Consider the following 21,637-nt stretch of genomic DNA (forward strand, 5'->3'; position numbering starts at 1 on the left):
AATGTCACATTTAGCAGTTGTAACAGGCGGCACTAGAGGAATAGGAAAGTCTATTGCTGAAGAATTGAAAAATAAAGGTTTTACTGTTATTGCTAATTTTTTTAGTAATTATGAAGCTGCAAAAGCTATGGAAGAGCAATATGGTATCAAAGCCAAACGTTGGAATGTTGCAGATTTTGAAGATTGCAGAAGAGCAATAAAAGAAATTGAAGAGGAATATAAACAGCCAGTAAGTATTTTGGTTAATAATGCCGGAATTACCAAAGATAAAATGCTGCATAAAATGAATCATCAAGATTGGAACGACGTAATTAACGTTAATCTCAATTCTTGCTTTAATATGTCAAGTAACGTAATCGAGCCGATGCGAAATCAAAATTATGGACGTATAGTTAATATCAGCTCAATAAATGCTCAAGCAGGGCAGGTTGGACAAACTAATTACTCTGCTGCTAAAGCTGGAATTATCGGCTTTACTAAAGCTTTAGCACGTGAAACTGCTTCTAAAAATATTACTGTTAACTGTATAGCTCCTGGATATATTGCAACAGAAATGGTAGGAGCAGTACCTGAAGACGTGCTTGCAAAAATCGTTAATAGTATCCCCAAAAAAAGATTAGGGCAACCTGAAGAAATTGCAAGAGCAGTAGCATTTTTAGTTGATGAAAATTCCGGATTTGTAACAGGTGAGACTATATCAATTAATGGCGGTCATAATATGCTATAAATAATTTAATGGATTTTAATATGAGCAAAGAAAGGACAAATCCGGATAATAATGACGAGGTATATCATGATTTTAATACAAGAGAAAGTATAAACTCTCTTTTGTCAGGAGGGACTAAATCTTATAGAGAAAAAAATATACAGAAGCACTTAATCAATTTACACATGCCAAAGAATTAGATGCAAATCATGAAGATCCATTTGAACGAAAAAAATTTGTTCATCATTGTGACTATAAGTCGGGTTTGGTTTATAATGAGCTAGCTAAAAAAGAAAGAGAGCCAGTTCAAAAAAAGCAATATTATGAAACAGCCGCATATTGCTTTGAAGAGACACAAACAAACTTTCGGAAAGATATATTTAATGGGCAGGAAAAAGCATTACAATTTTTACAAAAGACTAGATTATATAAACTTGCACAAGAATTAGGGCAAAAGAATTCACAAGAATTAGTTACAGCTAATCCGATCCAAGATAATGATAATATATCGCCTCAAATTATACGAGAAGCAATTCGTCCTTTATTTTTAGAACAGCAAAGACAAAATATAGTACAACAAGAACAAGGACAAAAAATTGGTGCATTAGAACAAGAAATTGATAAGATAAAGAAAATGTTATCTAATGCAAATATTGATACTATAGATAGCATTAATATACAAATAAAAGAACTAGAGAAGAAAGACTCCGATTTATATAAGTATTATAAGCATTTTCATTCAGGGTTGCGGTCTATATATACCGCTTCTTGCGTCGCTAGTAGTGATGCAGTAGTAGTAAATGCTAGTCACATAGAGCGTCTAAAACTTTCTTCTGCTGAAAAAGCATTTGCTGTTTACTTGATCTTGTTGCTGCTGGATTTTTTAGATCTAGTATAACTGGATTATTATCAATTTTTCATGATCTTGGTGATAATATTTATAACTCACGTGTAGAAGAAAAGTTATCAGATTTTCTTAAGAAGTTTTATATCATAGTTAGTAGGCAATATGATGAAAATATGGACTTTGAATGGCACTTGAAACAAATAGCATTGTTTTATATTGAGTTAAGAAAAGATGAGATTTTAAATATAGGACCAGAAAATAGTAAGGATAGTTTTTGGAATTTTTGTAAACAAAAAATCTTACCTATACAAAATAAGTTTTTTAAAAATAAGGATAAAGGAGATGATCCTATAGTAAAATTAGCCTTTAATGATATTGCGTCTTTGATAAATTATATAGAGTATAATGCTGACACGATGATAAAGGAATCTACATCATTTTTAGCTCAAATTGGTAGCAGAGCAAAAACCGAATTAGGAAAAACATGGGAAGAGATAGTAAAAAGTAACCCTGCCAATATTGTAGAATATAAATTCTCACAAATAGAAAATAATTTATCTGAATTTAATACTATAATTCAAAAAATGAAGCTAGGGCAATGGGCTAGTCTTCCATTATCTTATATTTCAATTAATCCTTGGTCTTTATATTTTTTAAAGCTTTCTTGGTCAGGTGAACAAAGAGGAATTAATCATTTTTGTAATAAGGAATATTATAAAAAAGAATGTGAGAAAAAAATATTCCTTGTGAAGAACAAGATTTAAATCATTTTATGTTATTGCTATTGTATAAAATGTGTAAGCTTAATGATGAAAATATCCGTACTTTAAAAGATGAAATTAATGATAAGAACGAGAAACATGGAAGTATGGAAATAGTCATAGATGAAATGATTGGAGCTCAGGGACCTTATGAAAAAAATATTCGTAATTTTGCAAAAAAGAATAAAGACATAATTGAATTAGCAAGAACTAAAGCTCCGCAATTATTTGTTACAGAACGTAATATTGATTTATGTATTCAAGATGAAACGCACAAAAAGGATGCAAAGGATATATTAAAATTAAAATCTTCAGAACAATTTGTTGAAAGTTGCTTAAAAAAAGTATGTCCTAAGTTAGATGAGTACAAAAAGGCTCAAGCTGAAAAAGTTAGACTGAATATAAAATATGAACCAATAGGTATGGATTTGATGACTTTTGAGATACTTAAACATACTGATGAGCATAATGAGGTCTTAAATTTAGGTAATGTGTAAGTATGAGTACTATATACCATATTCTTGATCACGTTCCTGCTATTTATAAAGAGGATATGGAAATAGAGTATGAGAATTTAGCAATGCAGATAATTAAGTCGGGAAAGCTAAGAATAGATACCGATGATTGTTGCAATTTTGCAAGATTTAATGATCCTGCTTTTAATATTAGTATGATGGTTAGCAAAGAAGAGTTAACAGATCCGCATTTAATCCCTGAAACTACAAAATTTTTCCAAAATCTATATAGAAATTCTGCTACCGATCAAAAAATAAAATCTGTCTTTGATAATCTAAAAAAACAAATCCATAAATTACAGCCAGTCAAAAAAGAAGTAATGGAAATGTTAGCCCGTATTTTTGTGCAATCCGCTCACCCGATTGTCATAAGATGGCTACTTCTTGATAAAACAGAGATATTTATAACCTACTCTCATAATATTGGCGATATGATGGATATGGTTAACTGGCAGAAAGTAGGTGGTAATAGTGGAATGCAAAGCACTAACGGCAAAGATGTAGCTATTTTTGTCTCATGCGGCGGTAATCCTTTCGCTGAAAATAGTAAGGATCACCCGATTTATGGTGGTGGCTTTGCTGCTGTTGCAAGATTGCAGATTATAGCAGCTCAAGAACTTGGGCATTTTGCTGATATAAAAAGGGATGATAGAGGTAGGCAAATCACCCGCCATTCGGCTAATTTTTCTGGCACTAAAGCCACAGATAAAGCACGTATTGCTCGCAAAAAAGATATAGAACATTGCCGTAATTTACTGCACAAATTGCTTAAAGCAGGCATGAAAAAGCAGCTAGATTATGAGACAAAGCTTAAATTTTATCATGCTAATAAAGTAAGAGGTTTAAAAATTCTAGCAATAAACTTCATGATTTTTATATATAAATTTAAGCTTTTAAGATATAACAATAAACATGGCTTAGTTTTTGTCAGGAAATTTAAATCAGATAAATATATGGCATTAATGATTGATGCTATGTTTAAAGATATGCAAGCTAATTTATCACCATCAGCTGATGTATATAAAAATAAAAATCCTGCAATTGAAGAAGCAGTAGCCTGCACTGAAGCACTAGCACGAGTACCTCAGCAGGCAATAAAGTGGGGATATCTAACAACTAAGGAAACCATGCATGAGCTTTATAAGATGTATTATAATGAGGTTATCCCGTCATTAATCACTAGCTATGATGCAGTAATAGGTGAAAACTATAAACGCAGTTTGAAAAAAGCTAAAATCAGCTTATTAGCTAAAATAAATATTTTTAACAAGAAAAAATTAGTACTAAAACCAGTCAGAGAATTATAATTCGTTGTAATAAAAAATTCAATCTTTAATTGAAATAACTGTAATAATGATATATTTATAGTGCAATATATCATTATTACTTATGTCCCAGAAACCTAAACATGACGAAATTATCCGAAGTGCATTTGAAAATCCTTTAGAGCCTGTCTTGAAAAGATATAAGAAATAATTTATTTTGTCAAAAAATAATAAAGTAGGAATATGTATCCCAGTGATATAGTGGAAGAAGAAAGGATACATTTAGCTCCATTTGTTGGTCCTTGCAAGATAGGACGGTCACGTAAACATAATATAAGAGATATAATTAATGGCATTCGTTACGTAATGAGGAGTAGTTGTCAGTGACGATTATTACCTAAAGATTTTCCCCCATGGCAAACAGTATATGACTATTATTTACGTTGGCGTAAGAATGGTAGATGGCAAGAAATACATGATAGATTAGTCCAAAAAGTAAGGGAGAAAGAAAGTAAGAAATCCACTCCTACTGTAGGGATTATAGATAGTCAGTCTGTTAAGACTACCCAAAAAGGGGAGCTAGAGGATATGATGCAGGCAAGAAGATTAAGGGTAGGAAACGCCATATAGTTACAGATACACTTGGTTTAGTATTATCATGTGAAGTACATTCAGCAGGTATACAAGACAGAGATGGTACTAAAAATGTAATAATCAAGGCAAAAGCAAAATATCCTAGTATTATCAAATTTTTTGCAGATAGTGGTTATGCTGGAGCATTACAAATTTGGTGTTTTTTAACTGTAAGAGCATTACTGACAATTTCTCGTAAAATTGTTGATCAAGTGGGGTTTAAAGTGATTCCCAAGCGTTGGATAGTTGAACGTACTTTTGGCTGACTCAATAATTTTCGTCGTATGAGTAAAGACTATGAGCATAACTATAAAACTTCTGAACATATTATTTATATCAATATGATTACACTTATGCTTAAAACATTGACTAAACCTTAATTTCAAGACAGGCTCTTAGTTTCTAAAGAGTTTTTTGAGATGCACTTACCTCCCCATATACAAAACTTGATTTCCCTCGAAAAGCTAAAAATGGAAAAAGATAGTTTTGTAGATAAAAGACTCAAGAAATCTATAGTAGATATTTTATTTTCCACTAGGTTTGGAGAGAAAAAAGGTTACTTGTATTTACTTTTAGAACATTAAAGCACGCCTGAGTATGATATGGCTTTGAGGTTATTTCGGTATATGTTTAAAATTGCTGAATACCATAAGAAATCAACGAAAAGCAAAAAGTTTCCTTTCATATATCCTTTGATATTTTACAATGGTCAAAAGAAATATAATGCTCCACTAAATCTATGGGAATTATTTGAAAATAGTGAATTAGTAAAAGCTACATGGAGCGGTGATTATCAATTAATCAATGTTCATGATATTCCGGACGAAAAATTGAAAGAAAAAGCATGGTCAGGAATCTTACAGTTTTTTATGAAGCATATTCACGAGCGTGATTTGTTAAAAAGGTGGGAAGAAATAGCTGATCTTTTGCCTAAATTCGCTAAAGTTGATATTGGTATTGATCATATAGAACTAATTTTATGCTACACTTTGACCAAGATTAAGCAAGGTGATATAATAGAAGTAGAAAAACTACTTAAATCCTAAAAAAGAGAGAACATTATGAAAAGCATAGCTCATCATTGGATGCAACAAGGTAGAGAAGAAGAAAAAGCTATCATGGCAAAAAAAATGCAAGAAGAAAAAGTTATGATGGCAGAGAAAATGCTGAAAGAAGGTATTCCATTAGAGTCTGTTATAAAAATTACAGAATTATCTAAAGCAGATTTAGAAAGATAAAATAGCTGTAGATTTAAGTATTTTGATAAAGACTAAGAATCTCAAAATTTTGACCTCGTAAAAAGAACTTTTCTGGCAATGTAATCTTTGCTACAAAATTTTTTACTGATTTACTTGATAAATATATTGTAGCTGTAGTATTACTCTGCTCATCGTTATTTATACAATTTGCAAGTAACGTTACTATTTGTTCTAATTCTTCATCATTTTTAGGATAAAGCTGTAAGTCAAATTGCTGATTGTTGGTTGCATCCTCAATTGATGAAAAGCTTTTAGCAGTAATTTTAATACCGCCCTCATCTTTAATGATATCGCAATTAACAACTACTAAACTTTTAACGTCAAGTAAATGTACGTAATCTTTTAAAACCTCTTCGCTAAAAATACTTAACTCAAATATATTTTCAGGATCAGAAAGCACTAGGGTAACAAATCTACCTCTTGCTGACATACGAGAATCTTTCTTTTGTATTACACCAGCAATCATTACTCTATTACTACCATCAGGCATATTATTATGTAAATCAGCTGAGCTTAAGATATTCAAGCGATTGAATATTTCTTTGTATTCTGTTAGGGGGTGATTTGAAATAAATAACCCCATGGCCTCAAATTCATAAAAAGCTAAAGTATTTTTATCAGCGTAATCACTTAAAACTAATATTTCTTTACTTAAGCTAGAGACTTTAATTAAGCTAAATTGATTAGATGCCTGCTCTTCATGGTAAGAAACCGAATATGCAAGAAGCTTAGAAATACTTGAAAACAACTGCAATCTATTGTCATGTAATTCATCAAAACAACCAGCTTTAATTAAATTTTCAAGTAATTTGCTGTTTATAGCTTTTGGTGGTAACCTCTCAATAAAATCAACGATCGATTTAAAAGCACCTCTTGCCTTTCTTTCATCTGTGACTAACTTACCAAAATTCGGCGTAACTCCTTTTATAGCCCCAAGTGCAAACACTATAGAATGCTCTAAAATACTGAAATACCCATTAGAAACATTAATATTCGGTGCAATAATTTTTATATTATTATCTTTTGCTTCTTGCAGGAATAAATTAATTTTATCGTGATTATTTAGTTCAAGATTTAAGCACGCAACTACGAATTCTGCTGGATAATTAGCTTTAAGATATGCTGTTTGGTATGAAATAACCCCGTAAGCTGCAGCATGTGCCTTATTAAAACCATAACCAGCAAATTTAGCAACAGTTGCGAAAATTGATTTAGCTTGAGCCTCAGAAATATTATTAGCTATTGCACCCTTAACAAAAATTTCTTCTTGTTGTTCCATCTCAGCTTTAATTTTCTTACCCATAGCTCTACGAAGCAAATCAGCAGCCCCTAGGGTATAACCAGCTAAAATTTGAGCAATTCGTTGTACTTGTTCTTGATATATTACTACTCCATAAGTTTCTTCTAAGATAGGCTTTAATAACTCATGCAAATAATCAGGCTGCTGTAATTTATGCTTACAAGCTATATAAGTTGGAATATTTTCCATAGGTCCAGGGCGATATAACGCACCAAGAGCTATTAAGTCATGTATGGAGTCAGGTTTAAGGCGTCTAAGTGCATCCTTCATCCCAACACTTTCAAACTGGAATACGCCGACTCCTTTACCTTTGCATAACATTTGATAAGTTTTTTCATCATCAAATGTCATATCGTTAAAATCTATTTCTATATTTTGTTCTTTTAACAATTTCTTACAATCGGTAATAACAGTTAGAGTTTGCAACCCAAGAAAATCGAACTTAATTAAACCAGCAAGCTCGCAATATTTCATAGAATAACCAACTACTAGCATATCGGAGTTAGCATCTTTATAGACAGGTACTATATCAACTAAATCAGTACCAGCTATTACGATTCCTGCTGCATGTGTTGAGGAGTGACGATGCAGCCCTTCAAGAATTAATGAGGTATCAAGTACTAGCTTAATTAATTCTAGTTCACCCTCTAAATTATATAATCCGTTACCTTTAGCAGCGTTGGCAAGCTCTGGTACTTCTCGTATTGCCTGCTCAAGCGTAACGGGGTTTATTGCACTAAACGGTACTAATTCAGTTAGATAATCTGCAAATTTATATGGCAAGCTTAGTACTCGTGCGACATCCTTAATTACCGCCTTTGCCTGCATTTTACCAAAAGTTATAATTTGTCCTACTCTATTATTACCATATTTAGAGCGTACATAATTAATAACTTCTTCTCGTCTTTCCTGACAAAAATCAATATCAAAGTCAGGCATTGAAATACGATCTGGATTTAAAAATCTTTCAAATAATAGACCAAACTTAATAGGGTCAAGATCAGTGATAAGCAAGCTCCAAGCAACAACTGATCCTGCTCCTGAACCTCTGCCTGGTCCTACTAAAATGTCTTGATTTTTACTCCATTTTATAAAGTCGGATACGATCAAAAAATAACCAGCAAAATTCATACTGCATATAATGTTTAGCTCATAATCAAGACGAGCAAAATACTCAGTTTTAATATTTTCTTGGTGTTCTATGGAAATATGTTCAGATTTGAATTTTGTATCAAGTCTTGCAAGTAATCCGTTTTTTGCTTCTTTTCTAATTAGATCAGTTTCACTAATATCTTTAGTAGCAAAATTAGGAAGCATTGGAGGGTTTGTATGGGCAGCAAAATAACAACGTTGTGTTAAATTTACTGTATTTTCGATAGCACTAGGTAGATCGACAAAAAGCTCTATCATTTCTTTTGCTGATCTGAAATAACAATTCTCACTAACTGTTTTACGATCAGGATATTCTTTAGTAACACCGGCAGAAATACATAATAATACATCATGTGCATCATGCATGCTTTTTTTGCTGAATAGTACTTTATTAGTAGCAACAAGAGGAATATTTAATTTTGATGCTATTTTAATATAATTATCTTCAATAAGCTGTTCTTCCGGTAGATCATGCCTCATAATTTCAAAGTAAAAACGATCTCCAAAAATTTCCTGCAAGTTTTGTGCAAATATTTCAGCTTGTTCTTCTTTATTAGAAAGCAAACACTTCCCTATAACGCCTTCAGTATAACAACATAATGCTATTAACCCCTCTTGATATTCTTTTAAATCCTCAAAAGTAATATGGTTGCATATTTTTCGATCATTTTTAGTAAAGGTTATACTGGATAGTTTAAGCAAATTTTTATAGCCAGTTTCATCTTTAGCTATCAATAATATTTCTGCAAAAATGTTTGCTTCATATTGTATATTTAAAATAACTCCGTGAATAGGCTGCAAACCTTTTTTTATAGCATATAAAGCAAACTCTAGCGATCCAAATAAATTCTCCTTATCTGTTAAGCAAATAGCAGGCATTTTATAAGAAGAGGCAAGTTCTACTATTTTCTCAGTAGTTAATGCACTTGCTAAAAAAGAATAGGAGCTTTGCGTTCTTAAATGTATAAATTCAGTTTGCATTTTTAATTAGTGTTAAAGTGTATAAATCGTCATTGCGAGCGAGTGAAATGAGCGTGGCAATCTCATGAAATAATACGGGATAACAACTCCTGAAATTGCCGCGTCGTCTACGACTCCTCGCAATGACGTTGTTGGGGCTAAATCTTACTTCCTACTGTATAATATCTAAAGCCTATGCTCTCCATCTCATCAGCTTTTAAGATATTCCGTAGATCAATAATTATAGGTGATTTTACCAAGCTGTAAATTTTCTGCCAATCAAGTTCTTGAAATTCACTCCACTCAGTAGTAATAACTATAGCATCAGCAAAATCACAAGCTTTAATTGCGAAATCTAGATATAGCAAATTTTCATTTTTAAAAGTTTTTTGGGCATTTTCAAGCCCCATAGGATCGAATGCCTTAACGTATGCACCTTTATCTAATAAATTTTTAATGATCTCAATTGCAGGGCTTGCTCTAACATCATCGGTACCTGCTTTGTATGTTAAGCCTAAAACAGCTATATTTTTACCTTTTAAATCTTCATCTAATAAAGTAGCTATCTTATCTACCATGAAATTTGGACGTTCTCTATTACTTGTAATCACTGCTTCAAGAATTTTAGAATCTATGTGATTATTCGTAATGATACTATTTAATGCTAAGATATCTTTTGGAAAACATGAGCCTCCAAAGCCAGGTCCAGCATTTAGAAAGGCTGTTCCAATTCTTTTATCAAGTCCTATGCCATTAGATAAATCTTTAATATTAGCACCAATTTTTTCGCATAAATTAGCCATCTCATTAATAAAAGCAATTTTAGTAGCTAAAAAACTATTTGAGCCATATTTAATAAGCTCTGCTGTAACTAAATCAGTTACTACTAACTCTGCTCCATTATCCGTTAAAGGTGTATAAATCTTTCGTAATATATGCTCTGATTCTTTATTATTTACACCAATCACGATACGATCAGGATATAAAAAATCTTTTACAGCATTTCCCTCGCGTAAAAATTCTGGATTTGATGCAATATTAAATGAGAAACCTTTTGCTTTTAAATAATCAATGATATTATTACAACTACTAGGCGGCACAGTTGATTTGATAACTATTAAACAATCTTTGTTTATATGTAGAGAAACTTTATCTATTGCCTCATAAACATAACTTAAATCGGCTTCGCCTGATTCTTTAGAGGGTGTACCGACTGTTATAAATACTGCTTCGGTATTTTTAAGTTCATCATTATAAAAGCTAGCAAACTTTAACCTTTCATGTTCCAAAGCTTGCATAAAATATTTATCAAGTTTAGCTTCATAAATTGGTAATATTTTCTTATTTAACTTAGAGATTTTGGCTTCATCATTATCAAGACAAGTAACATTGTGACCTAGATAGCTCATCATAACACCTGAAACTAATCCCACATAGCCGCTACCAATAAATGTAATATTCATAATTTTTGATGATTTTTCTAGATTATACTTTATATTTAACAAATATTACAAGTCTAAAACTTGCGTTATCTTTTAATCGATTTATAAACTCGAATGAATTTTCTTAAAAAAGCTTTTATTAGTATTTTTACAACTTTTGCTGCATTGTTTCTAGTTGCATATTTAATTTTTTATAGTGCAAATCATGGACATATGGATAAGCCTTTAAAAAGAGTAATTGAATTTTATTTAAGTAAAAATGATATCAAAGCTGTAATAAATGACTTAAGTTTTAAAGAAAATCACTTAATAATTAATAAAATTTCTTTATATCTTATAGATAATGCTGAAGGGGAAATTAATGACCTTGATGTTACTTTAAATTTCAAAGATTTATTTTCTAATTCATTAATAGAAGCATATTTTAATATAGCTCAATTTTCGGTAATATCGAATAATAAGGAAGAAATTATAAATACTCAAATAAATGGTGATTACTCTTTAAATATATTCCAAAGAAATATTTTAACTAATATAAACCTCACTTCAATAAAAAGTGATATTTTAACCGATGAAAAAGGGGCAGGGCTGCCGCTTGGAAAAGCTATATGTGTTTATAAAACTAGCAATACAAAAAGTAACCCTAAAATAGCTGATTGTAAGCTGAATTTTGGTAACAAAGCTTCTTTAACTTTAAACAGTAAAGTAACTGATAAAAACATAGATGCAAATGCCAATATAGTAAATATTCCTTTGATAATTTACCAAACAGTAGAAAAAATTATTCCTAATAATCCTGTGATATCATATTTGCGAGAGCATATAAAACAAGGTCACATTCAAAACGGCGAATTAAGCATTAAACTAGATAGAAAATTTTTAAAAGAAAATATTTTAGAAGATGATAATTTAAAAGCAAATTTGCATATATCAAATTTTGAATATAAATATCATAAAGATTTACCTGCTTTAACTAAAGTTGATACTAATATAGTTATTTCAGGGGCAGAGATAAAATTCTTGATTAATGAGGCTTATAGCGGTAACAGCGTTCTGTCTAATGGTATTATGACTTTTAAATGGGAAGGACCTCTTAAGTCACAATTTGTTTTTAACGCTACTGCTAAAGGTGAAATTAGTGATTTAGTTGATTTTATACCAAATGATGCATATCAAAATGTTAAAAATGAAGATATTGATTTGAAAGAAATTAAAGGAAATGCCAATTCAATAATAGAGATAATAATTCCTATCAATTCTGAAATCGATAATAGCTATAATGTTACTTCAACATTGACTGATATAAATTTTAATACTTTAAGCAATAATATATTGTTGCAACAAGGTGAGGCAAAAGGTGTTTTTAAAGACAATCAATTAAATATTACTGGTAAAGGTAAGATCAATAACTATGTAAGTAATTTTACTTATGACCACGATATGGTAGATGAAAACAATAATTGCCTGCTCAAAATAAAAAGTAATATTACAGCAAATAATAAAAGTTTTGGCATATTAAAATTAATGTCAGGTAGTGCTGTTTTAGATTTTGAGTATAAGAAACAAAATAACAATACAACTATTGATCTTAATTCTAACCTTGATAATTTAGAGTTTTATATAGCTAAAGTAGCTATCCACAAACAGTTGCGTAAAAAAGCTAATTTAAATATCCATACTAAATTAAATGATAAAGGCTCAGATAAGAATATCGAATTTAGTCTGTCAGGGGATGATAGTTTAAAAATTAATGGTAATATCTTAGCTAAGAAAGATATTTATAATATATCTCTATCTTCTATTAATCATAAAAATACAAGATTAAGAGGAAAAATAACTATAGATAGTCATAATCTAAATACTGAAATTTATGGAAGTGTGTTAGATCTTTCAAACTCTAATATGATGGAGTTTTTACAAAAAGATGGTGATTCCACACGTAATGTAATGTTAAAAACTAACATATATAAAATTTTATTAAAAGATAATGTAATTTTAGATAACTTTGATTTAGCAATTAAATGTGATAAAGTACTCTGCTTTTCTGGTTCTCTAAATAGCAATATTTCCAATAATGGAAAAGTAATGATGTCTCTTACTGCACAAGAAAGCTATGAACAATGGTTAATTGAGTCAGATAATGCTGGAGCATTACTTAAAGGGCTTGGGATGTATAGCTCTATGCAAGGCGGTTATACTAAAATTAACCTGAATACTAGAAGATACAAAGTTAAAAAAGGCGATATAATACCAATATTAGATGGTAAATTCTATATAACACGTTTTGCTTTAACCGATACTCCTTTTTTAACAAGATTAGTTTCTTTCGTTTCAATACCTGGTCTTCTTAGCTCGATAACCAATAATAAGAATATTTCATTTGAAGATATGAACGGTAATTTTAGTTATCAAGGAAACGTAATTACATTATCCGGTGCAGAAGCACACGGACCATTTTTTGACTTTACTATGAAAGGTAATATTGATACCAACCAAAAATTAATTCAAATTAAAGGTAACGTTATCCCATCATTTTTCTTCATTAGTAGTATTGTAACTAAAATACCGGTAGTAGGTAAGATATTTTCTAAAGTCGCCCCCTATTCTTTAAAAATACAATATAAATAATATGTTATTGATAAAGCAAATAAGTGTAGATAAGATGTATTTACTTGGAATTTTGCTCTTAGGTATGATTTCCGGTCTAACATTTAATTTAATTTTTTTTACTGTTCCATATCAATTATCTGAAGCAAAATATACAACCGATATAATAGGTTCAATATCGCTTGCTGCTTTTCCTTATTGCGTAAAAGTTATATGGTCTCCTTTTATTGATAAATATTCTATCCCTTTTTTATGTTCTAAATTTGGAGCTAGGCGTGGCTGGGCATTAGCATCACAGCTATGTTTAAGCCTTGCAATAACCGGTTTTTCGAGTTTTAATCCTTGTCATAATATATATATTACTGCAATTATATTATTTATTATCTCTTTTTGTGCGGCTACTCAGGATATCGTACTTGATGCATACCGCATTGAGAGACCTACTTCAAAAAAAGAACTCTCTTTGGCGTTTACTTTAGGCAGTATAGGATTCCGCCTTGGGATGTTACTCGGTAGCGTCGGTGCTTTATATATATCGGTTATTTTTGATTGGAGTACTGTTTATAAATTAGCTATTTACATTACTCTTCTTGGACCTATAATTATTTTATGCATTAAAGAACCAAAGCCGAAACAACAATCTCATAGAACGAAAGATTTAATAAATTTAAAACAATATTTTGAAGTTATTAAAAGTAGTATTATATCCTTAAAAACCGAACAACGACATTTATTGTTAATTATGCTGTTTGTGTTTCTATATAAAGCCGCTGATTCTATACCTATGGCTATGAGTTCGCCTTTTCTATTAAATTTAGGTTTTACTACTCATGAAATAGCCTTTATTTACAAGGCTTACGGATTGCTTATTATGATAGTAGGAGGAGCGTTAGGCGGAATTTTATCAACAAAAATCGGTATATTACGTAGCGTTTTAATAGGCGGCATTATTCAATTACTTTCACCTCTTATGTTCATGATCCTTGCTGTTATTGGATATGATATAAAAACTTTCATACTAACTATTACCATGCAGAATTTCTGTGCAGGTCTTGCCGGAACAATTATCTCGATATATTTCGCTAGCCTTTGTAATAGTGAATTTGTGGCTACTCAATATTCTATTATAGCGTCTTTTAGCTCGGTTAGTCGTATTGTTTTAGCTGCTCTTGGTGGCATTTGTGCGAAATATCTTCCTTGGTCGTTATTCTTTTTTTGCAATACTTTATTTAGTATGTTATTTATACTGGTTTTCTTTAAAGTATATAGTAAGAAAATATAGAGTATCGCAAATAGCAAACTACTTAGGTAATTCGCTATTTGCGTAGAGTAAGGATAAATTTATCCCTATTCCTAATAATTAAATGCTTTTTACTTCCTGACCTAACATATTCACAGTTGATTCTTGTGAGTTGTTTACAGTATAATCTATATCAAAAAAACTAATTTTATTAAATATAGCGTGCTTTATTTCGGATGGTAAAATATATAAATCACCATATCCTTCTTTCCCTATTCCTGCTATTTTTAAAAAATTTTCATCTTTATAGTCATTTATTTTTTTAAATTCGGTATTGCTTTATTGTTATAACTCCAAAACTCTTCAAGCGTACTTTGATCATATTTTTCGTATAATTTTAAATATTTATTTAAGTCTATAGCATTTTTATCTTCACTAAATAATTTTAATTGTTCCCATAAATTTTCTAATTTTGCTTTATTGTTTTTGGTTATTATAGTAAATTAAGTTGAGGTTTGAGTATAGGGATGATATATATAAAGGAAAATGCCAAGATCATATAGTCAAGATTTTAGAAAAAGAGTTATAGGATATGTAGAAAGAGGTAATAGCTGCAATAGCACTGCGATAAGATTTGAAATAGCAGCAAACACAGTAAGGAATTGGTATAAGAGATATAAGTCCGAAGGACATTATTTAGCAAGAAGAATAGGAGGCAAAAAAGGACGGGTAACAAGTCAAGATGTTGAGTTGTACGTGAGTTCTAATCCTAATTTCACATTATTAGAAATAGGTACGTATTTTAATATGAGTTCTGTGGGTGCGTATTATTGGTTAAAGCAACTAGGTTTTAGCTATAAAAAAAAGACTTTTCCTACTTGGAAGCAAGTCAAGAAAAGCGAGATAAGTACCAAGAGGTCATAAAAGATACACCAATAGAACATCTTGTATATATTGATGAAAGTGGTATTGAGATAAATATCTGCAAAGATAGAGGATGGGGCAAAAAAAGCGAAAAACTTATTGGTAAAAAAAGCGGTAAATATTACAACAGAACAAATATCATAGCTGGTTATGTTAATAAAGAGTGTATAGCACCGATGATATTTAATGGAACATGTAATAGACAATTATTTGAAAGTTGGGTTGGAGAATTTTTAATAAAAGAGCTAAAACCTGGACAAGTTGTAGTGATGGATAACGCTGCTTTCCATAAGTCTCAAAGGACCAAAGAACTAATAGAATCAGTAGGTTGTAGGATAATATTCTTACCACCTTACTCCCCTGATCTAAATCCAATAGAGAAATTTTGGGTCAATATGAAGCGATGGATTAAAGCTAAAATTACTCAATTTGATCAATTATATAATGCTTTAATTCAATTCTTTAATACGCAAACTTCAACTTAATTTACCATATATTAATTTCCTTTTCTAAATCATTATCAATAGAATTTCTAAATTTAAAATTAGTTATAAATTGGTTTTGTTTAATGGCTTCTAACAAATCTTTTTTCATTTCTGGAGTTTTTGGAAACCAATGCACGCTAGTTTTACTATATAAGGTACCGGTAATATCATAAACTGACCCTTTTTTTAAAACCGCTATCAATGCTTTTACACCTTCAGAGTCTAAATGACTAACATCAAGACTATGTATATTCTTTTCTTCAGAGTTTGCGATTATTTCTAAAACTTTATTTATAATTTTTTGATTTACTCTCTCACCCCATCCTCCTACTAGCACTTGGTTTAAGCTTTTATTTAAAGTAAATAATTCTTCTAGTTTTTTTCTAATGTTTGATTATCATTTACTTTCTCATCTAAATTAAAAGGAATATCACCTAAATCTAAAGTTTTTGCAGTAGTATTTTTTGAAGTGTCTTCTAATAATGAGCCCAATTCATTAAGAGTTTTATAATTGTTGTGTATATATATTTCAATTTCATTGTTCAACATATTATTCCCCTATTGTAATTTTGAAATAATATTATATTAATAATTTATTAAAATATCAAGAATTCATTAATAAATTTACTTTTTAAAGTTAAAAAATTAATTACGTTTACTAATTTGAGGCAAATTTAGTACGCTAGGGTGTGTTAAGAAAAATAGCAATTCTTGAAAAAGAAAAAAAGAAGTATATTATATAGTTATGAAATTATATTCTTTTCAAGAACATTTATCAGAGCTTAAAGTAAGATTATCCAGAATATTTATTATTTTTATAATTGCATTTGCTATTTGCTATTATTTTAGTGACTATATTTATAGTTTCTTATTAGAACCACTTGCTAAACTAAGTAAGGATAATTTACGAAATATAATTTATACTGGACTTACTGAAGCATTCTTTACTTATATTAAGCTTGCAGCTTTTGCAGCTTTCGCTATTATTATACCAGTAATTGCTTTAGAATGTTACTTATTCGTTAGTCCTGGATTATATTATCATGAGAAAAAAATTATTGCGTTTATTCTTTTTATATCGCCTATTTTATTCTGGTGTGGTAGTATTTTCGTTTTTTATTTCGTAATGCCAAAAGCTTGGAATTTTTTTCTTAGTTTTGAAAAGCGTGATTTAATAGTACCGATAGTTTTAGAGGCTAGGATTAGTGAATATTTAAATCTAGTTATTCATCTAATTATAGCTTTTGGTGTTGCTTTTCAACTTCCAGTTGTTTTAATAATATTAAATATATTAAAAATAATTACAATAGAAACTCTTAAGGAAAAAAGACGTTTTGCGATAGTTATTAACTTTATTATTGCAGGAATATTAACTCCTCCAGATATTTTAAGCCAGTTTGCTCTTGCAATACCGCTGCTTTTATTATATGAAATTTCAATAATAATATGTAATTATATAGAAAAACCGAGGTCATAAATGCTAAATATTAAATGGATTAGAGAAAATCAAGAATTATTCGATGACAAGCTTAGGCAGCGATTTATTGAACCTATGGCAAAAAGAATCGAAGAGCTTGATGGTAAAAAAAGAAAAATCACTAATCTAATTCAAGAATTTCAGCACGCACGTAAAGTAAAGTCAAAAATTTTAGGTAACATGAACACTAAAAGCGGCGAGGAATTTGAGGGATTACAAAGAGATGTTAAGGACATCAATGAAAAACTAGAAGAGCTCGAACAAGATTTAAACAATAATAATGAGCTAAACGAGCTATTAAATACTCTTCCTAATATTCCTGATGAAGAGGTACCATATGGTATTGATGAAAGTATGAATAAATTAATTCGTACTTACGGAGAAGTAGACCTTAATGCTCTAAATAAAAAGCAGCATTTTGAACTAGGTGTAAAACTAGACCTAATGGATTTTGAGCAGACGGCAAAAATTTCAGGTGCTAGATTCGTAACATTAAAAGGTGATTTAGCAAAATTAGAGCGTGCTTTAGCCAATTTCATGCTTGATATTCATACTGGAGAGTTTGGTTTTCTTGAAGTGTCACCTCCAGTGCTAGTTCGAGATAATGCTATGTATAATTCGGGGCAGCTGCCTAAATTTGCGGATGAATCTTTTGCAACTACAAACGGTTATAGGCTAATTCCAACCGCAGAAGTGTCACTAGTGAATATGGTTGCCGATACTATTATTCCTCGTGAAAAATTACCTATGAGACTTGTTGCTCATACACCATGCTTTAGATCAGAAGCAGGTAGCAGCGGTAGAGATACTAGAGGTATGATTAGATTGCATCAGTTCGGTAAAGTAGAGCTTGTATCTATTACAACACCGGAAGAGTCAAAAAATGAGCATGAATATATGACTAATGCTTCAGAAACTATCTTACAAAAACTGGAATTACCTTATCGTACTATGCTACTTTGTACGGGTGATATGGGTTTTGCATCACAAAAAACTTATGATATAGAAGTGTGGTTTCCAGGGCAAAAACAATATCGTGAAATTGCTAGCTGTTCTAATTGTGGTGATTTTCAAGCACGTAGAATGAAAGCAAGATACAAAGAATTTGGTAATCATGATACTACTTTAGTTCATACTTTAAATGCTTCTGGCTTACCAATTGGTAGAACTATGGTTGCAATTTTAGAAAATTATCAAAATGAAGATGGTTCAATAACCGTACCGGATGTTCTGGTAAATTACATGGGAGGGTTACAAAAAATCACTGCATATAAAGAATAATCATTTATTAAACGTAAATAATTAGGTAAAGTTTTGTAATAATGTTTATTACATGATAAAGTTTTGCAGTAAGTGTTTGCGATTATAGCTTGTTGTTATACTGTGATTGGATCATTACATGGCTCGTTTTTTCGTCATAAGCTACGCGACTGCAAGGAGCGTGGCAATCTCATGAAACAGCATATGGTTTCTGAGATTGCTTCGTCGAAACTTTCAGTTTCTTCTCGTAATGACGGCTCTCAACCCATGCAACAAAGCCTTCAAGGGATAACAACAAATTAATTTAAATTAAGGTTATTTGTGTTTAGTGGTCTACGAAAGTTTGATAAGGATATATATAATTATAATGCTCCAAATTTTATACCTATAGCATGTCACTATAATGAGCATACTTTGCTTACTAAAGATGGTAAGTTACTACAAATTATTAAAATTTATGGTATTAGTTCAGAAAAAATTAGTGATAACATACAAAATTTACGTGAAATAATTAGAGCTTCTGTAAAAAAGCATACAAATAGTTATGATTTTGCTTTTTGGATGCATACAGTAAGAGAAAGACAAAATTTAGACGATCCTACTCCTTATAAAAAATTATTACCTGCTAATATTCATGCATTATGGCAGAGAAAAAATCACTGGAATGATAAATTTGTTAATACTTTATATATTTCCGTAGTACATGATTCTGCTAAGATTAAAATTAAAAATTTTGGTTCTTTGATAAATTCTTTATCAACTAAATTAATCGTAGACTTTGAAAATAAATATTTAGAGTCTGCCTTGCAGAAGCTAGAAAGTCTTGCTAATAATATTTTGAATGACTTAAGTGAGTTTGATGCAGAAAAGCTTGGTATAACATTTGAAAACGAAAACACATTTTCTGCACCTTTATTTTTATATAACCGAATAGCTAATATTAACGATAGCGATTGTTTAGTACCTATAATAGATTTATCAAGTGCAATAGGTAGAAGTACTTACACGATTAGTGGCGATAAAATGGTAGTTACGAATCAGGAACAAAATAAAAAATTTATTTCCTTACTATCTATCAAAGAATATCAAGAATCTCCGTCTGAAGCTCTTGATAAATTTTTACAGCTACCACTTGAATTAATAATAACCGAGATATTTTATTTTGTTGATAAAAAAACAGTCGCTTCCGCTTTAAAGGGGCAGGATTACATTTTAAAAATTACTAATGATGATAACTTAATTGAGCATAAGGGTATAAAAAGATTTAATGATAATAAATCTCGTTTTGAGTTTTGTAATCAACAAATTTCAATTGCTGTTATAGAAGAAGATGAAGATAAACTTACTGCTTCTGTTGCAAAAGCTGCAAGAGAGCTTTTTAAACTTGGTATTGTTCATGTAAAGGAAGACCTTAATATAGAGCAAACATTCTGGGCACAATTACCTGCTAATTTTGCTTTTATACGAAGAATGTCACCTTTATTATCAGATCATGTAGCATCTCTTGCTGCTTTGCACAATTCACCTTTAGGTAGCCAATATACTTCTTGGGGACGAGCATTAACACTACTTAGAACAGAAAGAGGTACTCCTTATTTCATGAATTTTCATGATAAAACTGGTAGGGGTAATACTTGTATTTTTGGTACAGAAAAAACTGGTAAAACAGTATTATTAAATTTTCTGGTGTCAGAATCAACTAAGTATGATCCAACAATAATTTATATCTCTAACAGCAATGATTCTAAGATTTTTATCGAAGCATTAGAGGGCACATGGTTAGAAATTGATAAACAAATTATCAATCCATTTTTATTAGATGACACAGAAAAATCGCAAGCTTTCATTTTAGAATTTTTAAAAATGTTAAGTGGTCATTATATTTCACCGCTTAATGAAGTAGAGCTAACTTTTTTAGAGAAACTTAAGAGTAAAATTTTATCAATTGATAAGGAAAAGCGAATTTTTTCTGACATCTTAAAATGGGAAGATTTTAAAGAAGAGGGTGGCAGTACAATATTAGATAAATTAAAAGGTTTCACAGAGGGACAATTATATAGCGGTTTATTTGACCAATCAGTTTTTAATATTAATGAAAGCAATATTGTCGGTCTTAATTTATATAAGCTTTCAGATGAGCCTTTTGCTAAGCAATTCTATCCAAGTGAAAGAAAATATTTAGAACAATTTAATAATAACTTAAAAAAACACCAAAATGTTAGTGCTAGTGTAGTTTATGCACTTACTTACCATTTAAGCTTAGTAGGTACTAAACCTAAAATATTTGCTGCAGATAGTTTTGATAAACTCTATAAACCTGAAATTTATAGTGATAATATAAACTTAATTTTTAATAATTTATCTGAAAGTAATGGTGTTTTTGTAGGTAATTTTAATTTTATTTACCTTAAAGCATATCCAAAATATACTTTAAAAGCATGGCTTGAGTTAATTAATACTAAAATTATTTTACCGTCTGATGTGAAAATTGAAGATCTAGACGAGATTTTAGGTTTAACAGACTCAGAGATACGTAAGTTATCACAATTAATACTTACCAGTAGAATGTTTTTAATTAATAAAGATAACGAATCTATAGCTTTAGAATTAAGTATAGCAGCATTAACTGGAGTTGTGCGTATTTTATCAAGTAAAAAGGAAGAAATGGCTATCTATAAAGAAGTGCTAGAAAAATACCAAGGACCACCAGATAATTGGATTAATTATCTATACGATGCATTAAACATAGATTAGTCTACCTTTGATATTTTAAGTTTGGTAAGCCAAATTTCGGGATTCGCCGT

At 30.3% G+C, this 21,637-nt stretch carries 19 protein-coding genes and 2 pseudogenes; 17 read left to right on the top strand and 4 right to left on the bottom strand.

From position 1 onward, the window contains the following. The first annotated feature begins 1 nt into the window (after position 1). From ACICQC_RS00360 to ACICQC_RS00405, 10 genes and pseudogenes are all read left to right on the top strand, one after another. On the top strand, positions 2 to 727 hold the full coding sequence (locus ACICQC_RS00360; RefSeq protein ID WP_395476986.1) for an SDR family oxidoreductase: 726 nt from the start codon (positions 2 to 4) through the stop codon (positions 725 to 727). Positions 728 to 971: 244 nt separating this feature from the next. Further along, positions 972 to 1,604, top strand: coding sequence for a hypothetical protein (locus ACICQC_RS00365; protein WP_395476987.1), 633 nt, complete (start codon positions 972 to 974; stop codon positions 1,602 to 1,604). A 140-nt stretch (positions 1,605 to 1,744) separates the two neighbouring features. Beyond that, positions 1,745 to 2,317 carry a hypothetical protein gene (locus ACICQC_RS00370; protein ID WP_395476988.1) on the top strand — a complete coding sequence of 191 codons (573 nt, stop codon included), beginning with the start codon at positions 1,745 to 1,747 and terminating at the stop codon, positions 2,315 to 2,317. A gap of 29 nt (positions 2,318 to 2,346) precedes the next feature. Next, on the top strand, positions 2,347 to 2,811 hold the full coding sequence (locus ACICQC_RS00375; RefSeq protein ID WP_395476989.1) for a hypothetical protein: 465 nt from the start codon (positions 2,347 to 2,349) through the stop codon (positions 2,809 to 2,811). A gap of 2 nt (positions 2,812 to 2,813) precedes the next feature. Continuing rightward, complete coding sequence (locus tag ACICQC_RS00380; RefSeq protein ID WP_395476990.1) at positions 2,814 to 4,136, top strand: DUF2748 family protein; 1,323 nt, start codon at positions 2,814 to 2,816, stop codon at positions 4,134 to 4,136. A gap of 201 nt (positions 4,137 to 4,337) precedes the next feature. Beyond that, on the top strand, positions 4,338 to 4,481 hold the full coding sequence (locus ACICQC_RS00385; protein ID WP_395476275.1) for a hypothetical protein: 144 nt from the start codon (positions 4,338 to 4,340) through the stop codon (positions 4,479 to 4,481). A 42-nt stretch (positions 4,482 to 4,523) separates the two neighbouring features. Continuing rightward, positions 4,524 to 4,724: pseudogene (locus ACICQC_RS00390) on the top strand (transposase); the annotation flags it as partial. Then, positions 4,721 to 4,993: a transposase gene (locus tag ACICQC_RS00395; protein WP_395477646.1), complete on the top strand. Its 273-nt coding sequence runs from the start codon at positions 4,721 to 4,723 to the stop codon at positions 4,991 to 4,993. The pseudogene ACICQC_RS00390 and the gene ACICQC_RS00395, both read left to right, overlap by 4 nt. A 153-nt stretch (positions 4,994 to 5,146) precedes the next feature. Then, positions 5,147 to 5,773: pseudogene (locus ACICQC_RS00400) on the top strand (Rpn family recombination-promoting nuclease/putative transposase). 15 nt (positions 5,774 to 5,788) lie between these two features. Next, a complete protein-coding gene (locus ACICQC_RS00405) occupies positions 5,789 to 5,965 on the top strand; it encodes a transposase (protein WP_395476991.1) in 177 nt (58 codons plus the stop codon). Between the two features lie 13 nt (positions 5,966 to 5,978). Here the strand turns inward: ACICQC_RS00405 and dnaE are convergent, their stop codons facing one another. Both dnaE and ACICQC_RS00415 read right to left on the bottom strand, forming a co-directional pair. Further along, entirely contained in the window at positions 5,979 to 9,419 is a 3,441-nt protein-coding gene (gene dnaE, locus ACICQC_RS00410; RefSeq protein WP_395476992.1) for a DNA polymerase III subunit alpha, read from the bottom strand. Between the two features lie 137 nt (positions 9,420 to 9,556). Next, on the bottom strand, positions 9,557 to 10,861 hold the full coding sequence (locus tag ACICQC_RS00415; protein ID WP_395476993.1) for a UDP-glucose dehydrogenase family protein: 1,305 nt from the start codon (positions 10,859 to 10,861) through the stop codon (positions 9,557 to 9,559). Between the two features lie 93 nt (positions 10,862 to 10,954). On the opposite strand from ACICQC_RS00415, the gene ACICQC_RS00420 reads away from it, so the two are divergent. From ACICQC_RS00420 to ACICQC_RS00435, 4 genes are all read left to right on the top strand, one after another. Beyond that, the gene (locus ACICQC_RS00420) at positions 10,955 to 13,468 is read left to right on the top strand and encodes an AsmA-like C-terminal region-containing protein (RefSeq protein ID WP_395476994.1); all 2,514 of its coding nucleotides are present in this window, start codon (positions 10,955 to 10,957) and stop codon (positions 13,466 to 13,468) included. Position 13,469: 1 nt separating this feature from the next. Continuing rightward, entirely contained in the window at positions 13,470 to 14,729 is a 1,260-nt protein-coding gene (locus ACICQC_RS00425) for an MFS transporter (RefSeq protein ID WP_395476995.1), read from the top strand. A gap of 504 nt (positions 14,730 to 15,233) precedes the next feature. Continuing rightward, complete coding sequence (locus ACICQC_RS00430) at positions 15,234 to 15,611, top strand: IS630 transposase-related protein (protein WP_395476996.1); 378 nt, start codon at positions 15,234 to 15,236, stop codon at positions 15,609 to 15,611. Continuing rightward, on the top strand, positions 15,566 to 16,096 hold the full coding sequence (locus tag ACICQC_RS00435) for an IS630 family transposase (RefSeq protein WP_395476965.1): 531 nt from the start codon (positions 15,566 to 15,568) through the stop codon (positions 16,094 to 16,096). Before ACICQC_RS00430 ends, ACICQC_RS00435 begins: the two co-directional genes overlap by 46 nt. 1 nt (position 16,097) lies before the next feature. Here ACICQC_RS00435 and ACICQC_RS00440 read toward each other — a convergent pair whose 3' ends face one another. Further along, a complete protein-coding gene (locus tag ACICQC_RS00440) occupies positions 16,098 to 16,433 on the bottom strand; it encodes a hypothetical protein (RefSeq protein WP_395476997.1) in 336 nt (111 codons plus the stop codon). A gap of 35 nt (positions 16,434 to 16,468) precedes the next feature. Then, on the bottom strand, positions 16,469 to 16,645 hold the full coding sequence (locus tag ACICQC_RS00445) for a hypothetical protein (RefSeq protein WP_395476998.1): 177 nt from the start codon (positions 16,643 to 16,645) through the stop codon (positions 16,469 to 16,471). A 196-nt stretch (positions 16,646 to 16,841) separates the two neighbouring features. Here ACICQC_RS00445 and tatC point away from each other — a divergent pair, with 196 nt between their 5' ends. The 3 genes from tatC to ACICQC_RS00460 all read left to right on the top strand — a co-directional run bounded on the left by tatC (position 16,842) and on the right by ACICQC_RS00460 (position 21,587). Next, on the top strand, positions 16,842 to 17,573 hold the full coding sequence (gene tatC / locus ACICQC_RS00450) for a twin-arginine translocase subunit TatC (protein WP_395476999.1): 732 nt from the start codon (positions 16,842 to 16,844) through the stop codon (positions 17,571 to 17,573). Then, positions 17,574 to 18,854, top strand: a complete 1,281-nt coding sequence (serS, locus tag ACICQC_RS00455; RefSeq protein WP_395477000.1) for a serine--tRNA ligase — start codon at positions 17,574 to 17,576, stop codon at positions 18,852 to 18,854. 300 nt (positions 18,855 to 19,154) lie between these two features. Further along, a complete protein-coding gene (locus ACICQC_RS00460) occupies positions 19,155 to 21,587 on the top strand; it encodes a VirB4 family type IV secretion/conjugal transfer ATPase (RefSeq protein WP_395477002.1) in 2,433 nt (810 codons plus the stop codon). The last annotated feature ends 50 nt before the right edge of the window (positions 21,588 to 21,637 follow it).

The sequence above is a fragment of the Rickettsia endosymbiont of Pantilius tunicatus genome (genome assembly GCF_964291875.1).
Lineage (GTDB): Bacteria > Pseudomonadota > Alphaproteobacteria > Rickettsiales > Rickettsiaceae > Rickettsia.